The following is a 25,690-nucleotide window of genomic DNA, read 5'->3' as shown; positions in this document are numbered from 1 at the left end:
CTCGTTCGGGCGCACACCTGCGCGCGGAGTGGAGCGGAGTGGACCTGACCGGTGTGCGGAGCGGGCGTGCGGAGTGGGTGCGCCCGCCTGTCAGACGCGGTCGAGGGGGCGGTGCGGCCCGCTCGGGAGTTCCGGCGTGACCGGGTCCCCGGGGCGCACGACGCCGCCCTCCTGCACCACGGTCATGATCCCGGCCTTGCGCACCACGTTGCCCGCCGCGTCACGGCCCACGACCTGCTTGAGCAGCCCGCTGCGGAAGCGGTCGATCTGCAGGCAGGGGTTGCGCAGGCCGGTGACCTCCAGCACCGCCGCGTCGCCCAGCCGCAGCAGCGTGCCGACCGGCAGAGCGAGCAGGTCGAGACCGCGGGTGGTGACGTTCTCACCGAGGTCCCCCGGCGTCACCTCGAAGCCCTCCCGTCCCAACTCGGCGAAGAGTTCCTCGGCGATGAGGTGGACCTGGCGCAGGTTGGGCCGGGTGGGGTCCTGCGCGACGCGGGAGCGGTGCCTGACCGTCACGCCGGCGTGCACGTCCCCCTCGACGCCCAGCCCGGCGAGCAGCGTGATGCTCTCCCGGTTCGGCTTGGTGAACGAGTACACGCCGTTGCTGCTGACCGCTGTCACTGTGCCGCTCATGTCTGACGACCCCCTCCTCGGCGCACCTGGTCCGCTCCCGACCCTAACGCGCGCGGGGGCGTACCGGGGGCGTGCGAATTGCGGAAGCCGCCGGGCTGGACTCTGATGAGAGGGCGGCTTCCGGTAACCGGAGGCCCGCGCCTCGCGCCGGTCCGGTACGCCGGCGTCCGCGGCCGCACCCATCCCGGAGGAGAACAGGCCATGCCCCTGTGCACGACGCGCGACGGAGTCGAGATCTTCTACAAGGACTGGGGCAGTGGACGCCCCGTCGTCTTCAGCCACGGCTGGCCGCTCAACGGGGACGCCTGGCAGGACCAGCTCAGGGCGGTCGCCGACGCGGGCTTCCGCGGCATCGCCCACGACCGTCGCGGTCACGGCCGCTCCACCCCGGTGTACGACGGCTACGACTTCGACACCTTCGCGGACGACCTGAACGACCTCATCGTCCACCTCGACCTGCACGACGTCACCCTGGTCGCCCACTCGATGGGCGGCGGCGAGCTGGCACGCTACATCGGACGGCACGGCACCTCGCGGGTCGCGTCGGCCGTCCTCCTCTCCGCCGTGACGCCACTGATGGCGCAGGGGCCGGACAACCCCGAGGGTGTACCGGGCCCGGTGTTCGACGACATCAAGGCCGGCATCGTCAAGGAGCGGTCGCAGTTCTGGCAGGACACCGCGGTCGGCTTCTTCTCCGCCAACCGCGAGGGCAACAAGGTCACCCAGGGCAACAAGGACGCGTTCTGGTACATGGCCATGCAGCAGACCATCACGGGCGGCGTCGACTGCGTGGACGCGTTCGGCTACACCGACTTCCGCGAGGATCTCCGGAAGTTCGACGTGCCGACGCTGATCGTGCACGGCGACGACGACCAGATCGTCCCGATCGACGCCACCGCGCGCAAGAGCGCCGAGATCATCCCGGACGCCACGCTCAAGGTGTACGAGGGCGGCTCGCACGGCATCGCGATGGTCGACGGTGACAAGGAGCGCTTCAACCGGGACCTCATCGAGTTCCTGAAGAGGTGACCGGGCGGCGCGCGTGCCGAGAGCCGGGCCTTCCGCGTGCGCGCCGCCGGTCCCGCCCCCACGCTGGTGACATGGCCGGAACGCTGCCCGTGATCGTCTACCCGCCCGACGACGAAGGCGCCCGGCGCGTGCGCGTGGACGGCGAGATCCTCGGCCGCGCGCACAGCGTGCGGGACGTCGCCCGGTTCCTCCAGGAGGCCGGCCTGCAGGGCTGGGACGAGATGGATGTGGTCCGGTCGCGGCTGATCGAGTGGCGCGGCGTCGGCCCCGACGAGTGGGAGCAGTGACCGGACGGTCCGTCCCCGGCGGTGGCCGGCCGCGGGCGGTGGGCGGTCCGCCGGGAACGCCGGCCGGGTGTCAGGCGGCCACCGCCGGTGCCGGGGCGACCAGTGGCGGGTTGAGGCGGGCGAAACCCTCCTGGCGCTGGTAGGGGAAGTGCGGGTAGGGCGCCGTACGACTGCTCGCGGCGTCGAGGCGGGCCACCTGGTCGGTTGTCAGCTCCCAGCCCACCGCGCCGAGGTTCTGCCGGAGTTGTTCCTCGTTGCGGGCGCCGATGAGGACGGAGGCGACGGTGGGCCGCCGGAGCAACCAGTTGAGGGCGATCTGCGGAACGGCGCGGCCGGTCTCCTCGGCGATCTCGTCGAGGGCGTCGACCACGCGGTAGAGGTGCTCGTCCTCGACCGGCGGTCCGTAGTCGGCCGTGTCGTGCAGGCGGCTGCCGGCCGGCAGGGGGTGTCCGCGCCGTATCCTGCCGGTCAGCCGGCCCCAGCCGAGGGGGCTCCAGACGACCGCCCCGAGGCCCTGGTCGAGCCCCAGGGGCATCAGCTCCCACTCGTAGTCGCGGCCGACGAGGGAGTAGTAGACCTGGTGGGCGACATAGCGCGGGTGACCGTGCTTCTCGGCGAGCGCGAGGGACTTCATCGTCTGCCAGCCGGAGAAGTTGGAGACGCCGACGTAGCGGACCTTGCCCGCGCGGACCAGGTCGTCGAGGGTGGAGAGGACCTCCTCGACGGGGGTGCCGGCGTCGAAGGCGTGCAACTGGAACAGGTCGATGTGGTCGGTGCCGAGCCGGCGCAGCGCGCTCTCGCACGCGGCGATCAGCCGTGACCTGGACGTGCCGGCGTCGGCCGGACCGTCCCCCGTCGGCAGGCCGGTCTTGGTGGACACGATCACCTGGTCCCGGCGGCCCTTGAGGGCCCGGCCGAGCACCTCCTCGGACGCGCCGTCGGAGTACACGTCGGCGGTGTCGAACATCGTGATCCCGGCGTCGAGGCAGATGTCCACCAGGCGGCGGGCCTCCCGGACGTCGGTGGTGCCCCAGGCCCCGAACAGCGGTCCCCGGCCGCCGAAGGTGCCGGCGCCGAAGCTCAGCGCGGGCACCTTCAGCCCGGAGGCACCCAGTCGCCTGTATTCCATGACCATGCGGACCACTCCTCAGTCTCTGCCACTGCACGCCACGCGTGCTTGGGTGCGCGCGTGGGGGGTGCGCCACTAACAGGACTCCCGTCCCGTTAGGATGTGGCCTCAAGGTAACAGAACCGAGCATCTAATGGAACGGGAGTCCCGTTATGACCGCGGAGGACGTCGAGCCGGGAACCGTCCGGCCAGGGGGGCGCACCGCGCGGGTGCGCACCGCGGTGCTGCGCGCCGCCGGCGACACCCTGGCCGAGCAGGGCTTGGCCGGACTGGACCTGGCCGAGATCGCACGCCGTGCCGGAGTGGGCCGCACCACTGTCTACCGTCGCTGGGGCACGGTGACCGGCCTGGTGGCTGACCTGCTCACGGACATGGCCGAACAGTCGCTCCCCCGCACCGAGACCGGCTCACTGCTCGGCGATCTCCAGGCCAACGCCCGGCTCGTGCGGCGCACCCTGGCCGACGCCCGGCAGGGGGCGCTGTTCAAGGCGGTGATCGCGGCCGCCACCGGCGAGCCGAGGACGGCCGAGGCGCTGCGCCGCTTCTACGAGATCCGTGTCGCGGAGTGGGCCCCCTGCGTCCAGCAGGCCGTCGACCGGGGCGAACTGCCCGCGGACACCGACAGCCACGAGGTGATCCGCGCGGTCTCCGCGCCGCTCTACTACCGCCTGCTGACCGGCGGCGACCCGCCGGACGAGACCGCCGCCGACCGAGCGGCCGAGGCCGCGGCGGCGGCGGCACGCGCGGGGGTGTTCGTGCGCACCCGACAGCGACGACCGGCACGGTGACTGCCGGCGGCGCGGCGGCCGGCCTACCGATGGCCGCTCCAAAGCGACTCGGCGAGCGCCGTCAGCCCTTTCCCCGTCGGTACCTCTTGATCTCGCGGTCCACGGCCCACGCGTCGCCCACCGGGCCCAGGTGGCCGAGTTTTTCGGGATTGAGGACCGCACGGACGGTCTGGATCCGCCCGTCGAGCACATCGAGGACCAGGACGTGCAGGATCTTGCCGTCCCGGTCGCGGAAGACCGCCCCGCTCTGCCCGTTGACCTCGCACGGCTCGAAGGTGACCTCGATCCCCAGCAGCCAGGGGATCGCCGTACCCAGCAGCCGGGCCACGTTCTCCGCGCCCGCGACGGCCCTGGCCAGTTGCGGGGCCTTGCCCCCGCCGTCCCCCATCATCTGGACGTCGGCGGCCAGCAGTGTGCGCAGCCCGTCGATGTCGCCGTCCCGCAGCGCGTCGAAGAACCGCGTCGCCAGTTCCTGCCGCTCCCGGCGGTCCGCCGCGTACCGGGGCCGACCCTCCTCCATGTGCCGGCGCGCCCGCACCAGCAACTGCCGGCACGCCGCCTGCGAACGCCCCACCGCCTCGGCGACGTCGTCGAACCCGAAGGCGAACACCTCCCGCAGCAGGAACACCGCCCGCTCAGCGGGACTGAGCCGCTCCAGCAGCAACAGCGCCGCCATGGACACCGAGTCGGCCAGCTCCACCGACCGGGCCGGATCCTCATAGGGGTCGCTCAGCAGCGGTTCGGGGAACCACGGGCCGACGTACTCCTCCCGCCGTACCCGCGCCGAACGCAGCACGTCGATCGAGATCCGGGTCACCACCGCCGACAGGAACGCCTTGACGGACGTGGGCCGGGCCGGCGAGCCGTCGTAGCGCAGCCACGTCTCCTGCACCGCGTCCTCGGCCTCGCCGACGCTGCCCAGGATCCGGTAGGCGATCGAGAACAGCAGCGGCCGCAGCTCCTCGAACTCCTCGACCTTGCCCACGCGGACCCCGTCCTCTCCGGCTCGCACCCATGCCCGTACCCCTGCTTGTGCTTGTGCTGTTACGTCCTTGCCGCAGCGCTCAGTGGAACTGGCCGGCCACGTAGTCACCGGCCGGCTGTCGGGTGATGATGTTCAGCCGATTGGCCATGTTCATGAAGGAGATCAGCACCACCAGGGCGGCGAGCTGCTCCTCGTCGTAGTGCTTGGCGGCGCGCCTCCACACCTCGTCGCAGACCCCGCCGCCCGCGTCCGCGGTCCGGGTCCCCTGCTCGGCCAGCTCCAGCGCGGCCCGCTCGGCCTCGGTGAAGACCGTGGCCTCGCGCCACGCCGCCACCAGGTTCAGCCGTACCGCGCTCTCACCCGCGGCGGCGGCGTCCTTGGTGTGCATGTCGACGCAGAACGCGCAGCCGTTGATCTGGCTGACGCGCAGCGCCACCAGTTCCTGCGTCTCGCCCGGCACCGGCGACTCCTTGAGCGCCTTGCCCGCCGGCATGACGTGCTTGAGGATCTTGCCGGCGAAGGGGCTGGCGAAGTAGTTCAGTCGCGCGTCCATGGTGTGCTCCTCTGCGGTCGTCCGTGTCTACACCCCCGAGACGAGACAGCCCCCGCCCCCTGTGACACACCCTCATGTGACCTGCGTCTCCCCACCCTCGGAGGGAACACCGGCGGCGAGGGGTGCGAACGGCCGAACGCCCGGCGGCGGGCGCGCCCGCGCACTGGTAGTCCGTGAGAGGCGCGCCGGAGGACCGCTCCGCGCCGGGCCGGATACCCGCGCGTGCGGCCAGGCGGCCGCAGCGGCACGGGCACGGGCGACGGGAGGGACAGGGCGATGGCAACCACGGTGGCCGAGGCCGGCACCGGGACGGGACCGGCGAGTCTTCGACTGCCGGGAGTGGTCCTGGGTGTGGGGCTGGGCGGGTTCGTCGACGGCATCCTGCTCCACCAGATCCTCCAGTGGCACCACATGCTCACGAGTACCGACCACGACCGCGTCGGCGTCCGGTACTACGACCCCGGTACCGTCTCCGGTCTGCGGATGAACACCGTGTGGGACGGTATCTTCCACACCGTGTGCTGGCTCGCGGTCCTCCTCGGTCTGGCGATCCTCTACTCCCGGGTCACCCGCCGGCGGCGCGCGGTGTGGACCTCCCGGGTGCTGTGGGGCTGGATGCTGGCCGGCTGGGGCCTCTTCAACCTGGTCGAGGGCGTGCTCGACCATCACGTCCTGGGCATCCACCATGTGTACGCCGGCGCCGACCAGCTCTGGTGGGACCTCGGGTTCCTCGCACTGGGCGTCCTGCTGCCGGCCGGGGGCTGGCTGCTCCGGCGCGGCGGAAAACCCTTCGACACCGCCACCGACACCGACACCGCCACCGGCCCCTGTCCGTACCCCGGACCCGGACCCGGCCCCGACACCCCGGCCGCCCGGCGACCGGCCCGGGACACCTGATGCACCCGCACCCGTACTCGCACCCGTACTCGCACCCGCACCCTTCCCCTTCCCCTTCCCCCGCCGGAGTGGACCTCGTGTCGCCCAGGTGCGGGGCGGCGCGGAGATCATGTACTACGGCGGGGACATCGCCGAACTGCTGCTCGCCGCGGCTCTGGTGTCGACCTGGCGCCCCGGACGCCGCTCCCGCCCGGCCCGTCCCCGGACCCTTGGGGCCACCCGGTGGCTCACGGGCGCATCGCCGGCTGGTCCTCGCGGCTGAGCGGTTCGCTCACCGGGCCGTGCGGGCCGGAGGCGACCACGACGAACGGCCACACGGACTGGGCGAAGGTCACCACGCGTTCCGCCGCTCCCGCGGCACCGTGGCGCTGCATCTCGAACAGGAACCAGGCTCCGCCGACGGTCATCGCGGCGGTCGCCGCGAGCGCGGGCGCCGGTCGCAGGGCCCACGGCGCGGCGGCGACGGCGCCACGTGCGGCCAGCACCGGCCACACCGCGAGGAGCGTGAAACCGATCACGACCGCCGTGCCGTGGCGCAGGGAGCCCCCGCTGGCCGGCGCGGGGAGCATGACCACCATGAACGCCGCCACCCCGCCGCCGCCCAGCGCCACGCGTCCGGCGGCCGACGCCGTGCGCAGCCCCCAGGCGGTCAGCAGATGGCAGCCGCCCAGGACGAGGAACGCCCCGGTCATCGCCCAGTAACCCGGTGTCCCGTACGCGCCCAGGACGCTGATGGTGTCGCTCACGGGGTCGTAGCCGGGTCCTTCCAGCGCGCCCCCGACGGTCCAGCCCGCGATGAGCGCCAGGGGCGCGCACCCCGAGGAGAGCAGCACCCATCTGGGAACGATTCGCATCGGGCCACCATAAAGCGACTGATCATTCCCTCACGGCGCACACGCGGGGCCGCCGGGTGCCGGTCAGGGGCGCCAGCCGTACTGCGGGGGGATGCGCACGTCGCCGCCGAGTTCGCGGGCCGCGCGCCGGGCCCAGGTGGGTTCGCGCAGGAGCTGGCGGCCGATCAGTACCGCGTCGGCCTCGCCCGCGGCGAGGATCTTCTCCGCCTGGGCGGGGTCGTCGATCTCGCCGACGGCGGCCACCGGCATCTCCGTCTCCCGCCGGATCCGGGCGGCGAACGGCACCTGGTAGCCCGGGCCGACCGGAATGGTCACGCCGGCCGCGTTGCCGCCGGTGGAGACGTCCATCAGGTCCACGCCGTGCTCGGTCAGTACGCGGGCGAGCGCGACGGTGTCGTCGGCGTTCCAGCCGCCCTCGTCCAGCCAGTCGGTGGCGGAGACACGGAAGAACAGCGGGAGGTCGTCGGGCCACACCTCGCGTACGGCGTCCACGACCTCGACCGCGTAACGGATGCGGTGCTCGAAGCCGCCGCCGTAGGCGTCGGTGCGACGGTTGCTGTGCGGGGAGAGGAAGTTGCCGATCAGGTACCCGTGGGCGCCGTGTATCTCGATGACCTGGAAGCCGGCGGCGAGCGCCAGCCGGGCCGAGGCGCGCCACCGGTCGAGGCTCGCGTGGATCTCCTCGACGGTCAGCTCGTGCGGGGCCTTGAGGCCGGGGTAGGGCACGGCGCTGGGGCCGACCGGCGTCCAGCCGTACTCCTCGGGGCCGACCGGACGGTCGCCGTTCCAGGGCTGTCCGGTCGACGCCTTGCGGCCGGCGTGGGCGAGCTGGATGCCCGCTACGGTGCCCTGGCTCTTGAGGAAGCCGGTGACGCGGCGCAGCGCCCCGGCCTGCGTCTCGTTCCACAGGCCCAGGTCCTGGGGGGAGATGCGGCCCTCGGGTGAGATGCCGGTGGCTTCCAGGACGATCAGTCCGGTGCCGCCCGCCGCACGGGCGCCGTAGTGCTGGAAGTGCCAGTCCGTGGCCACGCCTCGGGACAGGCCCTCGGGGGCCGCCGAGTACTGGCACATCGGCGGCATCCACACCCGGTTGGGCACGGTCACCGAGCGCAGGGTGTAGGGCTCGAAAAGGGCACTCACGGACAAACTCCCGTCGATCCAGGGGGACGGCACCTAGGTACCTGTAGTGGACAACAGTACCACTTCGAAGATACCCGCTGATGCAATAACACGCGTACGCAATCAATCACAGCGTGCCCCACGAAGAAAACCCCCGAATACCGCACGGCTGTTCGGAATAGCGATGGAGGCCCTCTTCACCCTTCGGGCCTTTCACCTCCGAATTCCGTACTCACCGAAGCGGGCCGGGAAAAGCCATTCGACTGACCGGAAACGGCTCTGCAGATAAGCGGGCAAAACATCTAACCTTATTCGAAGCATGCTCAAAAGGGGGACTGATGGGCACACACGGCTGTAAAGCCATGCCTGCGGTGAACAGAATTCCGAACCTATTCGAGCGCCCGTCCCACGCGGCAACGCGGGCGCCGCTCTCCCACGGGGTGACCGATGGTCTTCCGGACGCCGAGGTACTCGCCGTCCTGGACGCCGTGTCTCCGCGGAGCCGCACATGACCGTGGGTGTCTTCCTCGTCGACGACCATCCCCTGTATCTCCAGGGGCTACGGGCCGCCCTGGGCGCCGGCGACGACTTCGCGGTGGTCGGGGAGGCGCTCAGCGGGAAGGACGCGGTGGCGGCGGTCGCCAGACTCGGCCGCAGCGTGCAGGTGGTCCTCATGGACCTGCGGATGCCCGGCATGTCCGGCGTGGAGGCGATCCGGGCCATCACCACAGGCCCCGGCGGGCCGGCCGGCCACCGGCCGAGGGTGCTCGTGGTCTCCATGTACGAGGACGACGACGAGGTCGTCGCGGCGCTGCGCGCGGGAGCCCACGGCTATGTGGCCAAGGAGGCGTTCCGGGACGAACTGCTGCGGGCGGTACGGACGGTGGCCGAGGGCGGCGCGGTCTTCAGCCCCGCCATCGCCGAACGGCTGGGCACCTACTTCTCGGCCATCCACGACTTCCCCGGCCGCCTCGCCTTCCCCCAGCTCACCAACCGTGAACGGGAGATCCTCGACCTGCTCGCCCGCGGGCAGACCAACCGTCGCATCGCCCGTCACCTGGTGCTCTCGGAGAAGACCGTACGCAACCACGTCTCGCACATCTTCGCCAAGCTGCAGGTCGGGAACCGGGACGACGCCGTGGTGCGGGCCCGGGACGCGGGCCTCGGCCTGTGACCCGGGCCCCAGGGCCCGCCCGGCGAAGCCGCGCCCCGCCCGCTCACCCCGGGCCGGGCGGGGCGGCGGTCACCAGCCCCGACTCGTACGCGGCGATGACCAGTTGGGCCCGGTCCCGGGCCGCGGTCTTGCGCAGCAGGTGGCTCACGTGCGTCTTGACCGTGGCGAGACCGAGGTGGAGCGTCTGCGCGATCTCGGTGTTGGACAGGCCCCGGGCGATGAGGGCGAGCACCTCGCGCTCCCGGTCGGTCAGTTCCGGCAGCAGCGTGGGGCCGGGCCGCACCGGGCCGGGGCGCCGGGCGAACTCGGCGATGAGCCGCCGGGTCACCGAGGGGGCGAGCAGTGCCTCGCCCGCCGCCACCACCCGGATGGCGGCGAGCAGGTCGCCGGGCGGGGTGTCCTTGAGCAGGAAGCCGCTGGCGCCGGAACGCAGCGCCGCGTACACGTAGTCGTCCACGTCGAACATGGTGAGGATGAGGACCCGGGTGTCCCGGGTGGCCTCGCCGGCGCAGATCCGCCGGGTGGCCTCGATGCCGTCCACCCGGGGCATCCGCACGTCCATCAGCACCACGTCGGGCCGGGTGCGCAGGGCGACCTCCACCGCCGCCTCGCCGTCGCTCGCCTCCCCCACCACCTGAAGACCGGGTTCGGAGTCCACCAGGACGCGGAAACTGCCCCGCAGCAGCGCCTGGTCGTCGGCGACGACGACCCGGACCGCGCCGCTCACGACGCCCCTTCCCCGGGGCGCGCGCCCACCGGCTGGTAAGGGAGGCAGGCGCGCACGCGGTAGCCGCCCGAGGGCCCCGGTCCCGCGGTGAGGGTGCCGCCGTAGAGCGCGGCGCGTTCACGCATGCCGATCAGTCCGTGGCCGCCGTCGCGGCCCGGCGCCCCGCCCGGCGGCGGGGACCCCGCGCCGTCGTCCGTCACCTCCATCCGCACCTCCCGTCGGCAGGTGCCGCGTCCGTCGGTGGTGACACGGACCGTGCAGCGCGCCGGTCCGGCATGTTTGATCACGTTGGTCAGTGCCTCCTGGACGATGCGGTAGACCGACAGCTCCACGCCCTCGGGAAGGTCGCCGGCGTCGCGTACCTCCAGGTCGACGTCGACACCGGCGGTGCGGGCGGCCTGGGCCAGCTCGGGCAGCCGGGTCAGTCCCGGCGGCGGCAGCAGCGGGCCGGGCGCGTCCGTGTCCGCGCGCAGCACGCCCAGCATCCGGCGCATCTCGGTGAGCGCCGCGCGGCTGGTGCCCTCGATGACCCGCAGCGCCTCGCGCGCCTCCTGCGGACGGGTCTCGGCCACATGGTTGGCGACCGCCGCCCTGACCGCGATCACCCCCATGCTGTGCGCGACCACGTCGTGCAACTCCCGTGCGATGTGCAGCCGTTCCTCGTCCACCGCGTGCCGGGCGAGGTGCTCGGCGTGGAGTGCCGCCGCGGCCCGCCGCTCCCGCACGCCGCGCCCCACCGCCCAGGCCCCGCCGACGGCCGCCCACCCGAACAGGACCAGTCCGGGGCCGTCGAGCCACCAGTACGGCGCCGACGACAGCTCGGTGCCGACCAGCGCGGACAGGCCGAGGACACCGGCCGCGCACCAGGGCGTCCAGCGGCGCTCGGGGCCGGTCACGGCGACGGTGTACAGGGCGAGGGCGACGGCGACGAAGGGGTCGCGGACCTGGTCGAGGAGGACGGAGGTCACCGTGCCGGTGAGGACGACGGCGAGCACGGGCACCGGGGCGAGCCGGCGCACCGCCAGGGGCAGCCCGGTCACGGCGACGAGGAGGAGGGTCCCCCAGGGCGGCAGAACCACCGCCTCCGGCACCGCGGCCGGGGTCCGCGCGACCCTGCCGATGCCGAGGACCGCGAGGTAACCGACGGCGGCCAGCGCGTCCAGCAGGACCAGTTGGCTCCGGCTCGCTCGGCGGGGGAACACGGGAATCGGGCCGACGGCGTGCACAGCGCCGACCGTACACCGGGCGCCGCGGCGCCCGCGTCACCCCGAAGGTGGTCAGACCGGGGTCTCGGCCCGCCCGCCGGTCTCCACCCGTTCTCCACCCACGGGTCGAGATCACGAACCAACCCGTGGGCCGACGCGCCGGGGGCGGCCCGCGGGCCACCATGGCAGACATGATCGAACTGCGGGAGCTGACGAAGCGTTACGGGGAGACCGTCGCCGTCGACGGGCTGTCCTTCAGCGTGCGGCCGGGCCGGGTGACGGGCTTTCTGGGGCCGAACGGGGCGGGCAAGTCGACCACGCTGCGCATGATCCTCGGGCTGGACCGGCCCGACGGCGGTGAGGCCCGGATCGACGGGGACGCCTATCCGCGACTGGGGTATCCGCTGCGCCGGGTGGGGGCCCTGCTGGAGGCCAAGGCGGTGCACGGCGGCCGGACGGCCCGCAACCACCTGCGGTGGCTCGCGCAGACCAACCGCCTGCCGGCCCGCCGGGTCGACGAGGTGCTGGACGAGGTCGGCCTCACCGGCGCCGCCCGGCGGCGGGCCGGGGGGTTCTCCCTCGGCATGGCCCAGCGGCTGGGCATCGCCGCGGCGATGCTGGGCGACCCGCCGGTCCTGCTGTTCGACGAACCCGTCAACGGGCTCGATCCCGAAGGCATCGTCTGGATCCGGGAGCTGATGCGGCGGCTGGCCCGCGAGGGCCGGACGGTGCTCGTCTCCAGCCATCTGATGAGCGAGATGGCGCTCACCGCCGACCATCTCGTCGTGATCGGGCGCGGCCGGCTGCTGGCGGACACCGGGATGACCGACTTCGTGGCACGCCACTCCCGCAGCTTCGTCCGGGTGCGTACTCCGCAGGCCGAGGCGATGCTCGACGTGCTGGCCCGGCAGGGCGTCGAGGTGGTCGCGGCGACGGACGGCACGCTGGAGGCCCAGAACACCTCGGCCGCCGCCGTCGGCGACCTGGCCGCGCGGCACGGGCTGACGGTCCATGAGGTCTCCACCCAGTCGGCCTCTCTGGAGCAGGCGTTCATGCGGCTGACCGCGCAGGCGGTGGAGTACCGCGGGGCCGGGGCGGCCGTGCGCGCGAGCGGGGAGGACGACCGATGACGGCGCGGGCATGGGCGGTGGTCACCGCCGAGTTCACCAAGATCCGTACGGTGCGCTCCACGCTGTGGACGTTCGTGCTGACGTTCCTGGTCTCCGCCGGTATCGGGCTCGCGCTGGGGCTGGCGGTCGCCCACAGCTTCGACGGCCGCACGGCCGAGGAGCGGGCTTCCTTCGACCCGGTGTACACCGGCTTCCAGGGCATGGTGATCAGCCAGATCGTGCTGCTGGTCTTCGGTGTGCTGGTGGTCGCGAGCGAGTACTCCAGCGGCACCATCCAGCCCTCCCTGACCGCCACCCCGAGACGCGGCCTTTTCTACGCCGGCAAGATCGCCGTGGGGACGCTGCTGGCCGCCGCGGTCGCGCTGCTCACCTCCTTCGTGACCTTCTTCGCCGCGCAGGCGGCGCTCGGCGCGCACGGGGCCGGGTGGGGCGACCCCGAGGTGGCGCGGGCGGTGTGGGGGACGGCGTTCTACATGACGGCGATGTGCGCGTTCGCCATGGGGGTGACGGCCATGCTGCGCAGCTCGGCGCTGTCGCTGTCCGTGCTGATCCCGCTGTTCTTCATCGTCTCGCCGATCCTGAACGCGGTCCCGAAGGTGAAGTCGGTGGCCCGCTTCCTGCCCGACCGGGCGGGCATCGTGCTGATGAGGGTCGTCGACCGGGACGACATGGCCGCCTACAGCGTCTCCACCGCGGTGGCCGTCCTGGCGGTCTGGACGGTGCTGGCGCTGGCCGGCGGCTATGCCGTGCTGCGCGTGCGGGACGCGTAGGGACCCGGCCGGGGCGCGAGCGGCGCGGAGCCCTACAGGAGCCGCGCGGGGTAGGGGAAGGCGTCGAAGGCCGCGTCCATCTGGCGCGCGGTGCGGGCCTGCCAGGAGCGGACCAGGCGTTCGCCGGCGTGCCGGGGCGTGGGCGGGTTGTTCCGGTCGGCCGCGGGCCGCATCAGCGACTGGGTGGCCCAGCCCAGCCCGATCAGGGGGTCAAGCTCCGTCCAGCGGCGGGCGGACACGTCCAGCAGGGTGGCGGCCCGGATCACGGCGTGCCAGAAGTGCCAGGACCGGGTGGGTTCGCCGCCCGGTCCGTTGTTCATCATGTGCACCTTGTTCGGGTCCGGCATGCGCGGGTCGTACAGGCTGCCGTCGCCGAGCCGGACGAACGCCCAGGGCAGCAGCGCCGGCCGGACCCGGTAGTAGGTGTCGATGAGTTCGAACTGGAGGCGGGAGAGCACGGCGAGCGCGTCGCGCGCCGGGGCCATGACGGAGCGGTAGGCGCCGGGGTAGGTGCCGTTGGCGCGGCTCTCCTCGTACCGCTCCAGGACGGTCAGGTCGGAGCCGCCGGCCACCTGGTCCAGCGCGGTGTAGGCGTCCTTGACCTCTTGGGTGAGCACATAGGCGAAGCGCTGCTCGTAGGCGTACCAGAACTCGTTGGCCCGCCGGTCGCCGCGCATGCCGGGCACCGGCGGGTAGCCGCCGCCCTCCCGGGCCGCGGCGGCCGCTCCCTGTGCTCCGGCGCCGGCCGCCACGGCCGCGGCGGCGCCGGACAGCAGCACCCGCCTTCTGTTCCACTCGGCCATCCCTGACCACTCCTTCGGCTCGTCGTGCCCACCGGGCGGGGCGGTCGGTGCCCCGCCCGGGACAGATGCTGGCCTGCCGGGCGCGCCGCTGGACAGGTGCCCGCGTCCGATCCGGGACCGGAACAGGACATGGTGCCCAGGAACCCAGGCGCGGGGGCTGCCTACGGTGAAGGTCCGACGGAGACGGTGGCGCGACCCGGCCGGTCGGCGGACCGCCGTCTCCTCAAGAGAGAACAGAACAGGGGACTGACATGGAGACGTACGACGAGATCTACGAACCGCCGGAGCTGGTCGAGGTCGGGGAGTTCGCGGAGCTGACGCTGGGTGTGCCGTGGGGCTGCCCGAGCGACATCCCCGGCTGGAACACCCCGTGGGCCTGCTGACCCTCTGAGGCCGGTGCCGCCCGACAGATGACGCGTCTGGGCGGTGACGGGCGGCAAGCCCGGCACGCCGGTGCCTCGGCGCCCGGCAGGCCGGAGCGGCCTCCCGTCACCGCCTTCTCGTCCCTGACTTCCCGGTGCCGCCTCCTCGTCCCCGCTTTCGCTCCCCGCCTTCTCGTCTCCGTTTCCTCGTCCTCCTTCGCTCCCCGCCTTCTCTTCTCCGTTTCCTCGTCCCCCTTCGCTCACCGCCTTCTCGTCTCCGCCTTCCCGCCCCCGGTCTCCCCGCCGGGCCCGCGGGTCCCGGATGGCGGGCGGGGGCCGTCCGCCGTCCACGATGCCCTGGGAGGGGTGTGCGATGACCGCCACGACCGAGCCCGGCGCCCCGGCCCCGGCGCGCCGCCCGACCGGGACCCGGTGAGCGATGGCGTTCCTGGTCCTGCCCGACCGCGAGGGCGCCCGCGCGCTGCTCGGTGACGCCGCGCCGGCCGGTGCGCGGACGGTCGACCATGTCTCCGGCCGGCCCTGGCTGGTGGGCGACTGGGCGCCGGACGAGTGCACGGTGGTCACCGCCGGGACCCGCCGACTGGTGCTGCTCGGCGCCGTCCGCGTCGACGTGACCGCCGCCGAACGCGCCCTGGCCCGGGCGGCCGCACCGCACGCCCTGGACGGGTTCGCGGCCTCCCTGCCCGGCTGCTTCCACCTCGCGGCCTCCTTCGACGGCCGCTGCCGTGTGCAGGGCTCGCTGTCCACCGCGCGGCACGTCTTCCACACCGACGTCGCCGGCCTGACGGTGGCGGCCGACGCGCCCCACCCGCTCGCCGCGCTCCTGGGCCGCGGACCCGACGCGGACGTACTCGCCGCGCGGCTGCTGACCCCGCTCGCCCCGTGGCCGCTGAGCGAGGACTGCGTGTGGCCGGGCGTGCGCGCGCTGCCGCTCGGGAGCTGGCTCGGCCTCGGGCCGGACGGGCGGCACCGGATCCACCGCTGGTGGCGGGCGCCCGAGCCGCACCTGCCGCCGCACCAGGCCGCCGTCCGGGTACGGCAGGCGCTGCGGGCCTGCGTGGAGACCCGCACACGGGGCCGCGACACGGTCAGCGCCGACCTGTCGGGGGGGATGGACTCCACCACCCTGTGTTTCCTCGCCGGCGCCACCGGGACGCGGCTGGTCACCCACCACTGGCTGCCGCTGGACGCCGCCAACGACGACGACCGGTGGGCGGTCCGGGCCGCGGCGCTCCTGCCCGGCGCGGCGCATCTGCGGCTCGCCCCGGACGAGGGGCCGGCCTGGCTCGAGCCGCTGCCCGGCCAGTACGGACCCGAGGACGTCCTGGAGGGGCCGCTGCCCTGGCACCGCAACCGCTCCCGCATGGAGCACACCGCGCGGCGCGTCGCCGCCGAGGGCTCCCGGCTGCATCTGACCGGCCTGGGCGGGGACGAGCTGTTCTCCCCCACCCCCACCTACCTGTGGTCGCTGGTGCGCAGGCGTCCGGTGCGGGGGGTGGCGACGGCGGCGCGGGCCCGCGCGCTCAACCGGTGGCATCTGCGGGACACCGTACGGGCGCTGGCCGACGGCCGGTCGTTCGCGAGGACACTGACGCAGATGGCCGCACGGCTGCAGGCGCCCGCTCCGGGACCGCACGAGCCGCCGATGGGCTGGAGCGGGCACCCCAGGATGCCCGCGTGGGTCACCCCGGGGGCGGCGGACGCCGTACGCGGGCGACTGCTGCGGGCCGCCGCCGGGGCGGAGCCACTGCATCCGGACCGCCTCCAGCACCAGGTGCTGGAGAGCGTGCTGCTCAGCGGCGGCGCGCTGCGGCAGATGCGGCCGGCGATGCGGCGCGCCGACGTGAGCTGGGAGGCGCCGTTCCTCGACGACCGGGTGGTCGAGGCCGCGCTGGCGGTCCGGATCGAGGACCGGGCCGCCCGCGACCGCTACAAACCGGTCCTCACCGCGGCGATGCGCCCCGACGTGCCCGCCGAACTGCTGGGCCGCCGCACCAAGGGCGAGTTCAGCGCGGAGATCTACGCCGGGCTGCACGGCGGGCGCGGAGCCCTGCTGGAGCTCTGCGACGACCTGCGGCTGGCCCGGCTCGGCCTGGTCGACGCGGACGCCCTGCGCCGCGCCCTGCTCGCGCCGAAACCCGAGACCCGGCACCTCTCCCCGTTGATCAACACGCTCGCCTGCGAGGCGTGGCTGCGCTCCCCGAGCGCGGACCGGCCACGCAGGCAGCCGGCAGGAGATCCACGATGACGTTCGCACCCGCCCCCGCACTCGCACCCGCCGGCGCGCAGGCACTCGCCGGCGCGCCGCGCCGGCCCGGACCGGTGGGGGCGTCATGACCATGCCTGTGGCCGCGGAGTCGCCCGTTCCGCTGCGCCGCCGCGAGCGGGTCACCGCCCGGCTCGCGGTGGCCTTCGCCCGGCCGCTGAGCGGGCTGCCGCCGCGCAGGCTGCGGCGGGCGCTGGAACTGGCCCGCCGGGGTGCCCGTCCGGCCTCCGCGGACCGGGCGCTGCGCGCGCGGCAGGCCGTCGTCACGGTCAGCGCCCGCTGCGCCGGACAGGGCTGTCTGCAGCGGTCGGTCGCGACGGCGCTGCTGTGCCGGCTGTACGGGAGGTGGCCGGACTGGTGCACCGGTGTGCGGGTCCAGCCGTTCCGCGCCCACGCCTGGGTCGAGGTCGACGGCCGGGCGGTGGGCGAGAGCGGGGACACCACGCTGTTCCGGACGGTGCTGAGCGTGCGCGCCCGGAGCGGCCGGTGAGCGCGGTGCGGGCCGAGGGCCTGAGCAAGCTGTACGGGGAGCGGGCCGCGGTGGTGGGACTGGACCTGGACGTGGCCGACGGGGAGATCTTCGGCTTCCTCGGCCCCAACGGCGCGGGCAAGTCGACCACGATCGGCATGCTGTCGACCTTGGTGCGTCCGACCCTGGGGCGGGCGTGGATCGCCGGGCACGACGTGCTGTGCGACCCGCGCGCCGTGCGGAGCAGGATCGGCCTGGTCTTCCAGGAGCCCTCGCTGGACGAGGAGCTGACGGCGGCCGAGAACCTGCGCTTCCAGGCCGAGCTGTTCGGCCTGGCCCGCGCCGAGGCGCGCCGCCGGATCGCCGCGCTGCTGGAACTGGTGGACCTCACCGCGCGCCGGGACGGTCTCGTGCGGACCTTCTCCGGCGGCATGCGGCGCCGGCTGGAGATCGCGCGGGGGCTGCTGCACGCCCCCCGGGTGCTGTTCCTGGACGAACCCACCACGGGGCTCGACCCGCAGACCCGTGCCGCCATCTGGGAGCACCTGCACCGACTGCGCCGAGAGCGCGAGCTGACCGTGTTCCTGACCACCCATCACCTGGAGGAGGCGGAGAACTGCGACCGCATCGCCATCATGGACGACGGCGAACTGGTCGCCGAGGGCACTCCCCGGGAGCTGAAGGCGGTCGTCGGGGACGACCTGGTGGTGCTGCGCACCGGTGACGACGCGGCGGCCGCGGCGGCGGTGCGGGCCTCCTTCGCGGTGGCCGCCGAGGCCGGTGCCTCGGGGGTGCGGATGCGGGTGCCGGACGGCGCGGCGTTCGTGCCCCGGCTCTGCGCCCGGCTCACCGTGCCCGTGCACGCCGTGACCGTCGCGCCCCCGACGCTGGACGACGTGTTCCTGCACTACACCGGCCGCTCCATCCGGGAGGCCGACAGGGGGCCGGTGTCGCCGGGCGACCTGGCCACGAGGAGGTGAGGGCATGTCCCGTACCGGTACGTCGGTTTCGCCCGCCGTGCCTGCCGCGGGCCGGGCGCCCGAGGCGGACCCGGCCGGGCGGCGCGGTGGCCGGCTGGTCCGGGAGGCGCGGACCGTGCGGCTGATGTGGCGGCGCGAGACCATCCGGTTCGCCCGCAACCGGCTGCGCGTCGCGATGGGGCTGCTGACCCCGCTGATGTTCCTGCTCATCCTCGGCACCGGACTGCAGTCGGCCGCCGACGGCTTCGACCAGTACCGGGCCTTCCTCTTCCCCGGCGTGCTGCTGATGGCCCTCCAGGCCCCGGCCATCGCCGTGGGCGCCTCCATCGTCTGGGACCGGCAGTCGGGGTTCCTGCGGCAGGTGCTGGCCGCGCCGCTGAGCCGGGGCTCCATCCTCGTCGGCATCTGCCTGGGCGGCGCCACCAGCGGGACCCTCTACGCGGCCTGTGTGCTGGTCACCGCCCCGGTGGTGGGCGTGCCCTACGGCCCCGGTCTGCTGCTCGTCCTGCTGGAACTGGCTTTGATCGCCTTCGCCTTCACGGCCTTCGGGGTCGTCGCGGCGGTCACCATCAGCCGGCCGGAGACCTTCCAGATCGTCATCGGCCTGGCCATGATGCCGCTGCTGTTCCTGTCCGGGGCCATGTTCCCGGCGGGCGGGCTGCCCGGCTGGCTGGGGGCGGCGGTGCTGCTCAATCCGCTGACGTACGGCGTCGACGCGGTACGGCGCGCGATGCCCGGCGACGGGGTGGTCACCTACGGCGACAGGGTCACCGGCCCCGAGCCCTTCGGCTGGGCCCCGCCGGTGCTGCTGGAGGTGGGGCTGATCGCCCTGCTGGGCCTGGCCGCCGTGACCGTCGCCGCCCGGCACTTCGCCCGCAGCCGGTAGCGGACGCCGGAAGGAGGGACGGAGGCGGCGGCGGGGTGGCGGCGGGAGGTCAGCGCAGGGTGCGGCCCGGCAGGTCGGCCGGGGTGCGGCGGACCGTGCACCACGGGCAGCGGTACCGCTCGGGGTGGGTGCGGCGGTGCCGGTCCGGGGCCAGGTCCGGCCTCGCCAGTTCCGCGAGCAGGTCCGGTACGTCCGCCGGCGACACCAGGTCACGGGTGGCCCGGCGCTCCGAGCACAGCGCGAAGGCGCCCCGGCCCGCGCCGATCACCACCACGGCGGCGGCGAGGTCCCGCGCGTCGTCCAGCAGCGGCGCGATCAGCCGGTCCAGCTCCAGGGGCCGGCCGGCGGGGAACGGCAGCCGTACGAGGGCGAGGCCCGGGCGGCAGGTGCGCAGGAGCTGCCGGGCCGCGGTCACGGCACGGCGGACGCGGTCCGCGCTCTCCCCGGTGTCCGCGCCGTCCCCGGTGCCCGCGCCGTCCCCGGCCGGGTGTCGCGCCGACAGGTCGGCGCGGTCCGCCGCGCTCGCGGTGGTGCCGGGGCCGACCACCCACACGGTGGAGCGTCCGCCGTGCCGCCCGGACGCCTCCCACCAGGGTCTGGGGCCGGGCTCGGCCTCCCAGCGGGCCTCGAACCCGGTGGCCCGCAGCGCGGCGAGCCGGGGCACCCGGGCGACCGACCGCCGGGTCAGCCCGGCCATTTCGAGCACCAGCACCGGCCGGGTCACGGTGCCGTTCCCTCAGGGGCGGCTTCCGGGCGCGGGGCGGTGCCGGGCGGGTAGGGGAAGGAGCGGAAGTCGTGGTCGAGGCGGCGCACCGGGCGCGGCAGCCACCGGCGTTCCAGCCGCCGTACCGTGCTCGCGGGCAGCGGCGGGTTGGCCTCCTGCTGATGGGGCCGGGCCACGGTCTGCGCGGCCCAGGCGAAGGCGTTCATCGGGGCGAGCACGCTCCAGCGGAGGCGGTCGATGTCCAGCAGCATCATGGCCCGCATGAAGACGTACCAGGTGTGGTAGCCGCCGGGCGGGTCCCCGCCCATGGTGTGGATCCTCGACTTGCGGCGCGGGTCGTACAGGACGCCCTGGCCGAAGTAGCCGAAGGCGTCCGCCAGGCCGCGGGTGTCGTGCCGGTAGCAGCGGTGGGCCACGTCGAGCTGGGCGCGGGAGAGCACGGCGAGCGGCGCCCTGATCGGCGCCACGTGGGCGGTGAAGTTCTCCGGGTAGCCGGCGGACCCGCGCAGGGTGCGCCAGGTCTCGTAGAAGCTCGCCTCGTAGTCGTCCCCGAGGTGGCGGGCGATCGCCTCGTAGGCGGTCCGCAGTTCCGGTGCGATGCGGTAGAAGGTGGCCTCGTCGAACCGGTACCAGAACTCGTTGGCCCGGCGGTCGCCCAGCATGCCGGGTACGTCCGGGAGTGCGGGGCCGGCCGCGGCGACCGCCCCGGCGCCGCCCCGGGCGACTCCCGCCGCCACCGCTCCTCCCGCCAGGGCCGCGCGCATCACATGCCTTCTGCCGATCGTGCTCACCGGGTCAACTCCTCGCTGATGTCGTAGCTCTGGATCCAGGACACGTCGTCGACCGGCGACGAGGCGGTGTCCGGCCGCCGGGGGTCCATCCGTTCGGTGCCGCCGTCGCGGGTCGCCAGCAGGACGCGGGCGGTGTGGGGTGCGCGTAGCGCCTCGTACCGGCGCAGGGCCCGCCGCGGGTCGGTGCCGGGCGCGTGCCGCAGGTGGTGGGCGAGGGCGACGGCGTCCTCCAGAGCCTGGCTGGCGCCCTGCCCGTGGTGCGGGAGCATGGGGTGGGCGGCGTCGCCGAGCAGGGTGATCCGGCCGGTTCCCCAGCGGGCCAGCGGCTCCCGGTCGTGCAGGGCCCAGCGGCGCGGTCCGTTCGCGGCGAGGGCGTGGACGAGCCGCCGGGCGTCCGGGTGCCAGCCGCGGAACGCCTCCTCCAGCGCGGCCGGGTCACCGGGTGCCGTCCACGACTCGTCGGGCGGATGCGGGCTGGGGACCACGGCGACGCAGGTCAGCAGCCGGCCCCGGCGGACGGGGTAGCAGAGCAGCCGGGCCCGCTCGCCGGCCCAGACGAGGATGTGTCCGGGCGGCAGCCGGTCGAAGGGTTCGGCGGGCAGTACGCCGCGGTAGGCGCCGCGTCCGGAGAAGCGTGTCGTCTCCGGTCCGGTCAGCGCCCGGCGCACCACCGAGTGCACGCCGTCGGCGCCCACCAGGATGTCGGTCTCCTCGGGGCGGCCGTGGGCGAACTCCAGCCGTACGGGGCCGTCGCCGTTCCGGCCGGTGCGGCGGAAGCCGGTGAGGCGGCGGCCCCGTCGCAGTTGTCCGTCGGGCAGTTGGCGGGCCAGGAGGTCGTGCAGGTCGGCGCGGTGCACGGTGTAGTGCGGGGCGCCGAACCTGGCGGCCCAGGACCGCCCCATCGGCTGGGTGAACAGGGTGGCGCCGGTGTTCCAGGCCCGCACCTGGAGGGCGTCGGGGCGGTCGGCGACGGCGCGCAGCCGCTCGCCGAGGCCGAGTCGGTGCAGCAGCCGGGCGCCGTTGGGGCCGAGGTGCATGCCGACGCCCACCTCGCACGGGCGCGCGCTCTGTTCGTGGACCGTGACCCGGCAGCCGGCGCGGTTCAGTGCGAGGGCGGCGGCCAAGCCGCCGATCCCCCCGCCCACCACGGCCACCCGCGTCTGCGCCGAAGCCATCCGCCCCCTCCGTCCCCCGGATGCCGCCAAGCTAGTCGGCCCCTGGTCCCGGGTGCCTGGGCGCCGCGTCCCGGTCGCGTCCCGGCCGGGTCCCGGCCGGCCCCGCGTGGTCTTCCACGTGGAGTACACGGATACGTTCGGTACACAGACGAATTGCGTGAGCACGTCAATCTGTTACGTCCATGGCCCGGCAGCCGGGACTCGCCAAAGTGCGCGCCCCGGCCTGCTCCACGGCATTCGACCGGGCCAGGGCGGCATCCCCGCCGGGACCGGGCCGGCGTAAGCAACTCGCAAGCCGCGCAAGCCACTTGCGCGCCGTGGCGCCGTACATTCCGAGCCGTTGACAAACGTGTGACGCGCTAGAAACCTGATGACGCGGTTTCCGCAAAAACTCGACTGTCCCGCTCAATTGGCGTGCATGGCAGAACAGAGGACCCCATGAGATGGAGACCCTTCGGCCGCCGGTCCACGATCGGCGCCGTCCTCGCAGGGCTCGTCACCGCCGGCCTGGTGCCGCTGACCCTGGCCGCCCCCGCCGGGGCCGCCCCGGCGCCCGAGCAGGCCGCCGCCGACGTCAACCTGGCGCTCGGCCGGCCGGCCACGGCCGGCGCCTCGCACGGCGAGTACCCGGCCCGCAACGTCACCGACGGCGCCCAGGCGTCCTACTGGGAGAGCCCCGCCGGCTCGCTCCCCCAGTGGGTCCAGACCGACCTGGGCGCCACCCGGAACGTCGAACGCGTCGTACTGAAACTGCCCTCCGCGTGGGAGGGCCGCACCGAGACGCTGTCCCTCCAGGGCAGCACCGACGGTGCCGCCTTCCGCACCCTCGACGCCTCGGCGGGACGTGTCTTCGACCCGGCCGGGGGCAACCGCGTCGCCGTGGACCTGGCCTCCCCCGCCGAGGTGCGCCACGTCCGCGTCCACGTCACCGGCAACACCGGCTGGAACGCGGCCCAGCTCTCCGAACTGGAGGTGTACGGCGAGGAGGGCACCTCGGAACCGCCGCCCGCCGGCACCGACCTGGCCCGCGGCAAACCGGTCGAGGCCACCTCGTCCGTGCACACCTTCGTCGCGGCCCACGCCACCGACGGCTCCACCTCCACCTACTGGGAGGCGGCCGGGCACCCCGCCGACCTCACCGTGAAGCTGGGCGCCGACGCGGACGTCACCGGTGTCGTGGTCAAGCTCGACCCGGACCCGGCGTGGGGCGCCCGCACCCAGGCCGTCCAGGTGCTGGGCCGCGCCTCCTCGGCGACCGGCTTCACCTCGGTCCGGGACCGGACCGACTACTCCTTCTCCCCCGCCACCGGCAACACCGTGACGATCCCGGTCGCCGGACGCTGGGCGGACCTGCGGCTCAGGTTCTTCTCCAACACCGGCGCGCCCGGCGGTCAGGTGGCCGAGTTCCAGGTCGTCGGCACCGCCGCACCCGCACCCGACCTGGCCGTCACCGGCCTGACCTGGTCGCCCGCCGCGCCCACCGCACGGGACGCGGTCACCGTGAACGCCACCGTACGCAACTCGGGGACCGCCCGGTCCGCCGCGACGACGGCCGACGTCACCGTGGAGGGGACGGCCGCCGGCAGCGCCGCCGTGCCCGCCCTCGAACCGGGCGCCTCCGCCCAGGTCGCGGTCGCCACCGGCAGCCGCCCGGCCGGCAGCTACTCCGTCTCCGCGGTGGTCGACCCGCGCGGCACGGTCCCCGAACTGGACGACACCAACAACAGCCGGACGGCGACGGACCGGCTGGTCGTCACCCGGGCGCCGGGCCCCGACCTGGAGGTCCGCTCGATCACCAGCAGCCCCGCCGACCCGGCGGTGGGCGCGCCCGTCTCCTTCACCGTCGCCGTCCACAACGGCGGCACCACCGCGGTCCCGGCCGGTTCGGTGACCCGCGTCCAGGCCGGCCCCACCACCCTGGACGGCACGACCGGCCAGGTCGCCGCCGGTGCCACGGTCGACGTGCCGATCAGCGGCACCTGGACCGCGACGAGCGGCGGCGTCACCCTCACCGCCACCGCCGACGCCACCGGCACCGTCGCCGAGACCGACGAGAACAACAACGTGCTCGCCAAGCCGGTCGTGGTCGGACGCGGCGCCGCGGTGCCCTACACCGAGTACGAGGCGGAGGACGGCCGTTACCAGGGCACCCTGCTCTCCGCCGACGCGCGGCGCACCTTCGGGCACACCAACTTCGGCACCGAGTCCTCGGGCCGCCAGTCGGTACGGCTCGACTCGACCGGTCAGTACGTGGAGTTCACCTCCACCACGCCCGCCAACTCCGTCGTGGTGCGGGCCTCCGTCCCCGACGCCCCGAGCGGCGGCGGGGCGGACGCCACGATCAGCCTCTACGCCGACGGCGCCTTCGTCCAGAAGCTGACCCTGTCCTCCAGGCACAGTTGGCTGTACGGCAGCACCGACGACCCGGAGGGCCTGACCAACCGGCCCGGCGGTGACGCCCGCCGGCTCTTCGACGAGTCCCACGCGCTGCTGTCGAAGACCTTCCCGCAGGGCACCCGGTTCCGGCTCCAGCGTGACGCGGGTGACTCGGCGGCGTTCCACGTCATCGACCTGATCGACCTGGAGCAGGTCGCGCCGCCGGCGGCCAAGCCGGCCAACTGCACCTCCATCACCGAGTACGGGGCCGTCCCCGGCGACGGGCTCGACGACACCGGCGCGATCCAGCGGGCCGTCACCGCCGACCAGAACGGCCAGATCTCCTGTGTGTGGATACCGGCCGGGCAGTGGCGCCAGGAGCAGAAGATCCTCACCGACGACCCGCAGAACCGGGGCCAGTTCAACCAGGTCGGCATCCGGGACGTCACCCTGCGCGGCGCCGGCATGTGGCACTCCCAGCTCTACACCCTCACCCCACCGCACGAGGCGGGCGGCATCAACCACCCGCACGAGGGCAACTTCGGCTTCGACATCGACGACAACACCCAGATCTCGGACATCGCCATCTTCGGCTCGGGCACCCTGCGCGGCGGCGACGGCAACCAGGAGGGCGGCGTGGGACTCAACGGCCGCTTCGGCAAGAACACGAAGATCAGCAACGTGTGGATCGAGCACGCCAACGTCGGCGTCTGGGCCGGCCGGGACTACTCGAACATCCCCGAGCTGTGGGGCCCCGGCGACGGCCTGGAGTTCACCGGTGTCCGCATCCGCGACACGTACGCCGACGGGATCAACTTCGCCAACGGCACCCGCAACTCCACCGTCCACAACTCGTCGTTCCGCAACACCGGCGACGACGCGCTCGCGGTGTGGGCCAGCAAGTACGTGAAGGACCCCTCGGTGGACGTCGGCCACGACAACCACTTCCGCAACAACACCGTCCAACTGCCCTGGCGGGCCAACGGCATCGCGGTGTACGGCGGTCACGGCAACACCATCGAGAGCAACATCGTCTCCGACACGATGAACTACCCCGGCATCATGCTCGCCACCGACCACGACCCGCTCCCCTTCTCCGGGCAGACCCTCATCTCCGACAACGCCCTGCACCGCACCGGCGGCGCGTTCTGGAACGAGGACCAGGAGTTCGGCGCCATCACCCTGTTCGCGCAGGGACAGGACATCCCGGGCGTGACCGTCCGGGACACCGAGATCCTCGACTCGACGTACGACGGCATCCAGTTCAAGACGGGCGGCGGCGCGCTGCCGGGCGTGCGGATCACCGACGTCCGCATCGACAGGTCGAACAACGGCTCCGGCATCCTCGCGATGAGCGGCGCCCGGGGCAGCGCCATCCTCACGAACGTCACCATCACCGGCTCCGCGCAGGGTGACGTGCTGATCGAACCCGGCTCGCAGTTCACGGTCAGCGGTACGCCCCAGACGGTGGCCGCGGGGCGCGAGCCCCGCTGACCTCGCGTCCCCGAGCGGCTCCGCCCACCGGACCGGCCGCACGCGCCCAGGGGCGCGTGCGGC

Annotated in this window: 25 protein-coding genes; 13 read left to right on the top strand and 12 right to left on the bottom strand. The window is 73.9% G+C overall.

The features are described from left to right. Positions 1-90: 90 nt before the first annotated feature. Positions 91-633: an MOSC domain-containing protein gene (locus ABEB00_RS15330; protein ID WP_345620167.1), complete on the bottom strand. Its 543-nt coding sequence runs from the start codon at positions 631-633 to the stop codon at positions 91-93. 201 nt (positions 634-834) lie between these two features. Here ABEB00_RS15330 and ABEB00_RS15325 point away from each other — a divergent pair, with 201 nt between their 5' ends. Together ABEB00_RS15325 and ABEB00_RS15320 are read left to right on the top strand one after the other, a co-directional pair. Next, positions 835-1,662, top strand: a complete 828-nt coding sequence (locus ABEB00_RS15325; RefSeq protein WP_345620166.1) for an alpha/beta fold hydrolase — start codon at positions 835-837, stop codon at positions 1,660-1,662. A 71-nt stretch (positions 1,663-1,733) separates the two neighbouring features. Then, on the top strand, positions 1,734-1,949 hold the full coding sequence (locus ABEB00_RS15320) for a hypothetical protein (protein ID WP_345620165.1): 216 nt from the start codon (positions 1,734-1,736) through the stop codon (positions 1,947-1,949). Positions 1,950-2,019: 70 nt separating this feature from the next. Here the strand turns inward: ABEB00_RS15320 and ABEB00_RS15315 are convergent, their stop codons facing one another. Further along, entirely contained in the window at positions 2,020-3,078 is a 1,059-nt protein-coding gene (locus ABEB00_RS15315) for an aldo/keto reductase (RefSeq protein WP_345620163.1), read from the bottom strand. Positions 3,079-3,230: 152 nt separating this feature from the next. Between ABEB00_RS15315 and ABEB00_RS15310 the strand changes: the two genes are divergently transcribed. Continuing rightward, the gene (locus ABEB00_RS15310) at positions 3,231-3,866 is read left to right on the top strand and encodes a TetR/AcrR family transcriptional regulator (protein ID WP_345620162.1); all 636 of its coding nucleotides are present in this window, start codon (positions 3,231-3,233) and stop codon (positions 3,864-3,866) included. 61 nt (positions 3,867-3,927) lie between these two features. Here the strand turns inward: ABEB00_RS15310 and ABEB00_RS15305 are convergent, their stop codons facing one another. Further along, positions 3,928-4,851, bottom strand: a complete 924-nt coding sequence (locus ABEB00_RS15305; RefSeq protein ID WP_345620259.1) for an RNA polymerase sigma-70 factor — start codon at positions 4,849-4,851, stop codon at positions 3,928-3,930. 79 nt (positions 4,852-4,930) lie between these two features. Then, entirely contained in the window at positions 4,931-5,404 is a 474-nt protein-coding gene (locus tag ABEB00_RS15300; RefSeq protein WP_345620161.1) for a carboxymuconolactone decarboxylase family protein, read from the bottom strand. Between the two features lie 276 nt (positions 5,405-5,680). On the opposite strand from ABEB00_RS15300, the gene ABEB00_RS15295 reads away from it, so the two are divergent. After that, on the top strand, positions 5,681-6,301 hold the full coding sequence (locus ABEB00_RS15295; protein WP_345620160.1) for a DUF2243 domain-containing protein: 621 nt from the start codon (positions 5,681-5,683) through the stop codon (positions 6,299-6,301). Between the two features lie 227 nt (positions 6,302-6,528). Here the strand turns inward: ABEB00_RS15295 and ABEB00_RS15285 are convergent, their stop codons facing one another. Then, positions 6,529-7,155: a DUF998 domain-containing protein gene (locus ABEB00_RS15285; protein WP_345620158.1), complete on the bottom strand. Its 627-nt coding sequence runs from the start codon at positions 7,153-7,155 to the stop codon at positions 6,529-6,531. A gap of 63 nt (positions 7,156-7,218) precedes the next feature. Next, positions 7,219-8,295, bottom strand: a complete 1,077-nt coding sequence (locus ABEB00_RS15280; protein WP_345620157.1) for an NADH:flavin oxidoreductase/NADH oxidase — start codon at positions 8,293-8,295, stop codon at positions 7,219-7,221. Between the two features lie 487 nt (positions 8,296-8,782). Between ABEB00_RS15280 and ABEB00_RS15275 the strand changes: the two genes are divergently transcribed. Next, the gene (locus ABEB00_RS15275; protein WP_345620156.1) at positions 8,783-9,448 is read left to right on the top strand and encodes a response regulator; all 666 of its coding nucleotides are present in this window, start codon (positions 8,783-8,785) and stop codon (positions 9,446-9,448) included. A 43-nt stretch (positions 9,449-9,491) separates the two neighbouring features. On the opposite strand, the gene ABEB00_RS15270 is transcribed toward ABEB00_RS15275, so the two are convergent. Continuing rightward, the gene (locus tag ABEB00_RS15270; protein WP_345620155.1) at positions 9,492-10,175 is read right to left on the bottom strand and encodes a response regulator; all 684 of its coding nucleotides are present in this window, start codon (positions 10,173-10,175) and stop codon (positions 9,492-9,494) included. After that, positions 10,172-11,401, bottom strand: a complete 1,230-nt coding sequence (locus ABEB00_RS15265; RefSeq protein WP_345620154.1) for a sensor histidine kinase — start codon at positions 11,399-11,401, stop codon at positions 10,172-10,174. Before ABEB00_RS15265 ends, ABEB00_RS15270 begins: the two co-directional genes overlap by 4 nt. A 170-nt stretch (positions 11,402-11,571) precedes the next feature. On the opposite strand from ABEB00_RS15265, the gene ABEB00_RS15260 reads away from it, so the two are divergent. Beyond that, positions 11,572-12,510: an ABC transporter ATP-binding protein gene (locus ABEB00_RS15260; RefSeq protein WP_345620153.1), complete on the top strand. Its 939-nt coding sequence runs from the start codon at positions 11,572-11,574 to the stop codon at positions 12,508-12,510. Next, the gene (locus tag ABEB00_RS15255) at positions 12,507-13,280 is read left to right on the top strand and encodes an ABC transporter permease subunit (RefSeq protein ID WP_345620152.1); all 774 of its coding nucleotides are present in this window, start codon (positions 12,507-12,509) and stop codon (positions 13,278-13,280) included. The genes ABEB00_RS15260 and ABEB00_RS15255 overlap by 4 nt, the downstream gene beginning before the upstream one ends. A gap of 32 nt (positions 13,281-13,312) precedes the next feature. Here ABEB00_RS15255 and ABEB00_RS15250 read toward each other — a convergent pair whose 3' ends face one another. Further along, positions 13,313-14,083 carry a hypothetical protein gene (locus ABEB00_RS15250; RefSeq protein WP_345620151.1) on the bottom strand — a complete coding sequence of 257 codons (771 nt, stop codon included), beginning with the start codon at positions 14,081-14,083 and terminating at the stop codon, positions 13,313-13,315. A gap of 251 nt (positions 14,084-14,334) precedes the next feature. Between ABEB00_RS15250 and ABEB00_RS15245 the strand changes: the two genes are divergently transcribed. The 5 genes from ABEB00_RS15245 (at position 14,335) to ABEB00_RS15225 (ending at position 19,067) form a co-directional block, all read left to right on the top strand. Beyond that, positions 14,335-14,466 (top strand): lasso RiPP family leader peptide-containing protein, encoded by a 132-nt coding sequence (locus ABEB00_RS15245; protein WP_345620150.1) that lies wholly within the window; start codon positions 14,335-14,337, stop codon positions 14,464-14,466. 418 nt (positions 14,467-14,884) lie between these two features. Continuing rightward, entirely contained in the window at positions 14,885-16,714 is a 1,830-nt protein-coding gene (locus tag ABEB00_RS15240) for an asparagine synthase-related protein (protein WP_345620149.1), read from the top strand. An 85-nt stretch (positions 16,715-16,799) separates the two neighbouring features. After that, positions 16,800-17,222, top strand: a complete 423-nt coding sequence (locus ABEB00_RS15235) for a lasso peptide biosynthesis B2 protein (protein WP_425586496.1) — start codon at positions 16,800-16,802, stop codon at positions 17,220-17,222. Continuing rightward, positions 17,219-18,181 (top strand): ABC transporter ATP-binding protein, encoded by a 963-nt coding sequence (locus ABEB00_RS15230; protein ID WP_345620148.1) that lies wholly within the window; start codon positions 17,219-17,221, stop codon positions 18,179-18,181. The genes ABEB00_RS15235 and ABEB00_RS15230 overlap by 4 nt, the downstream gene beginning before the upstream one ends. Before the next feature lie 4 nt (positions 18,182-18,185). After that, complete coding sequence (locus ABEB00_RS15225; RefSeq protein ID WP_345620147.1) at positions 18,186-19,067, top strand: ABC transporter permease; 882 nt, start codon at positions 18,186-18,188, stop codon at positions 19,065-19,067. Positions 19,068-19,116: 49 nt separating this feature from the next. Here ABEB00_RS15225 and ABEB00_RS15220 read toward each other — a convergent pair whose 3' ends face one another. Genes ABEB00_RS15220 through ABEB00_RS15210 form a run of 3 tightly spaced genes read right to left on the bottom strand, consistent with a single transcriptional unit; the run spans position 19,117 to position 21,757 of the window. Beyond that, positions 19,117-19,791 carry a hypothetical protein gene (locus ABEB00_RS15220; RefSeq protein ID WP_345620146.1) on the bottom strand — a complete coding sequence of 225 codons (675 nt, stop codon included), beginning with the start codon at positions 19,789-19,791 and terminating at the stop codon, positions 19,117-19,119. Continuing rightward, positions 19,788-20,582 (bottom strand): hypothetical protein, encoded by a 795-nt coding sequence (locus ABEB00_RS15215; protein WP_345620145.1) that lies wholly within the window; start codon positions 20,580-20,582, stop codon positions 19,788-19,790. Before ABEB00_RS15215 ends, ABEB00_RS15220 begins: the two co-directional genes overlap by 4 nt. Next, entirely contained in the window at positions 20,579-21,757 is a 1,179-nt protein-coding gene (locus ABEB00_RS15210) for an FAD-dependent monooxygenase (RefSeq protein ID WP_345620144.1), read from the bottom strand. The genes ABEB00_RS15215 and ABEB00_RS15210 overlap by 4 nt, the downstream gene beginning before the upstream one ends. A 438-nt stretch (positions 21,758-22,195) precedes the next feature. On the opposite strand from ABEB00_RS15210, the gene ABEB00_RS15205 reads away from it, so the two are divergent. Continuing rightward, positions 22,196-25,627, top strand: coding sequence for a CARDB domain-containing protein (locus ABEB00_RS15205; protein ID WP_345620142.1), 3,432 nt, complete (start codon positions 22,196-22,198; stop codon positions 25,625-25,627). The last annotated feature ends 63 nt before the right edge of the window (positions 25,628-25,690 follow it).

The sequence above is a fragment of the Streptomyces ziwulingensis genome, from assembly GCF_039542605.1.
In the GTDB taxonomy this organism is placed as follows: domain Bacteria; phylum Actinomycetota; class Actinomycetes; order Streptomycetales; family Streptomycetaceae; genus Streptomyces; species Streptomyces ziwulingensis.
The sequence above is the reverse complement of the archived record's forward strand: the minus strand, read 5'-3'. Positions and strand labels throughout refer to the sequence as shown.

What these genes read in the sequence shown, in the direction of transcription:
- ABEB00_RS15330 (WP_345620167.1), bottom strand. Translation starts at nt 633, where the DNA reads ATGAGCGGCACAGTGACAGCGGTCAGCAGCAACGGCGTGTACTCGTTC.
- ABEB00_RS15325 (WP_345620166.1), top strand. Translation starts at nt 835, where the DNA reads ATGCCCCTGTGCACGACGCGCGACGGAGTCGAGATCTTCTACAAGGAC.
- ABEB00_RS15320 (WP_345620165.1), top strand. Translation starts at nt 1,734, where the DNA reads ATGGCCGGAACGCTGCCCGTGATCGTCTACCCGCCCGACGACGAAGGC.
- ABEB00_RS15315 (WP_345620163.1), bottom strand. Translation starts at nt 3,078, where the DNA reads ATGGAATACAGGCGACTGGGTGCCTCCGGGCTGAAGGTGCCCGCGCTG.
- ABEB00_RS15310 (WP_345620162.1), top strand. Translation starts at nt 3,231, where the DNA reads ATGACCGCGGAGGACGTCGAGCCGGGAACCGTCCGGCCAGGGGGGCGC.
- ABEB00_RS15300 (WP_345620161.1), bottom strand. Translation starts at nt 5,404, where the DNA reads ATGGACGCGCGACTGAACTACTTCGCCAGCCCCTTCGCCGGCAAGATC.
- ABEB00_RS15295 (WP_345620160.1), top strand. Translation starts at nt 5,681, where the DNA reads ATGGCAACCACGGTGGCCGAGGCCGGCACCGGGACGGGACCGGCGAGT.
- ABEB00_RS15285 (WP_345620158.1), bottom strand. Translation starts at nt 7,155, where the DNA reads ATGCGAATCGTTCCCAGATGGGTGCTGCTCTCCTCGGGGTGCGCGCCC.
- ABEB00_RS15275 (WP_345620156.1), top strand. Translation starts at nt 8,783, where the DNA reads ATGACCGTGGGTGTCTTCCTCGTCGACGACCATCCCCTGTATCTCCAG.
- ABEB00_RS15260 (WP_345620153.1), top strand. Translation starts at nt 11,572, where the DNA reads ATGATCGAACTGCGGGAGCTGACGAAGCGTTACGGGGAGACCGTCGCC.
- ABEB00_RS15255 (WP_345620152.1), top strand. Translation starts at nt 12,507, where the DNA reads ATGACGGCGCGGGCATGGGCGGTGGTCACCGCCGAGTTCACCAAGATC.
- ABEB00_RS15250 (WP_345620151.1), bottom strand. Translation starts at nt 14,083, where the DNA reads ATGGCCGAGTGGAACAGAAGGCGGGTGCTGCTGTCCGGCGCCGCCGCG.
- ABEB00_RS15245 (WP_345620150.1), top strand. Translation starts at nt 14,335, where the DNA reads ATGGAGACGTACGACGAGATCTACGAACCGCCGGAGCTGGTCGAGGTC.
- ABEB00_RS15240 (WP_345620149.1), top strand. Translation starts at nt 14,885, where the DNA reads ATGGCGTTCCTGGTCCTGCCCGACCGCGAGGGCGCCCGCGCGCTGCTC.
- ABEB00_RS15235 (WP_425586496.1), top strand. Translation starts at nt 16,800, where the DNA reads ATGACCATGCCTGTGGCCGCGGAGTCGCCCGTTCCGCTGCGCCGCCGC.
- ABEB00_RS15225 (WP_345620147.1), top strand. Translation starts at nt 18,186, where the DNA reads ATGTCCCGTACCGGTACGTCGGTTTCGCCCGCCGTGCCTGCCGCGGGC.
- ABEB00_RS15210 (WP_345620144.1), bottom strand. Translation starts at nt 21,757, where the DNA reads ATGGCTTCGGCGCAGACGCGGGTGGCCGTGGTGGGCGGGGGGATCGGC.
- ABEB00_RS15205 (WP_345620142.1), top strand. Translation starts at nt 22,196, where the DNA reads ATGAGATGGAGACCCTTCGGCCGCCGGTCCACGATCGGCGCCGTCCTC.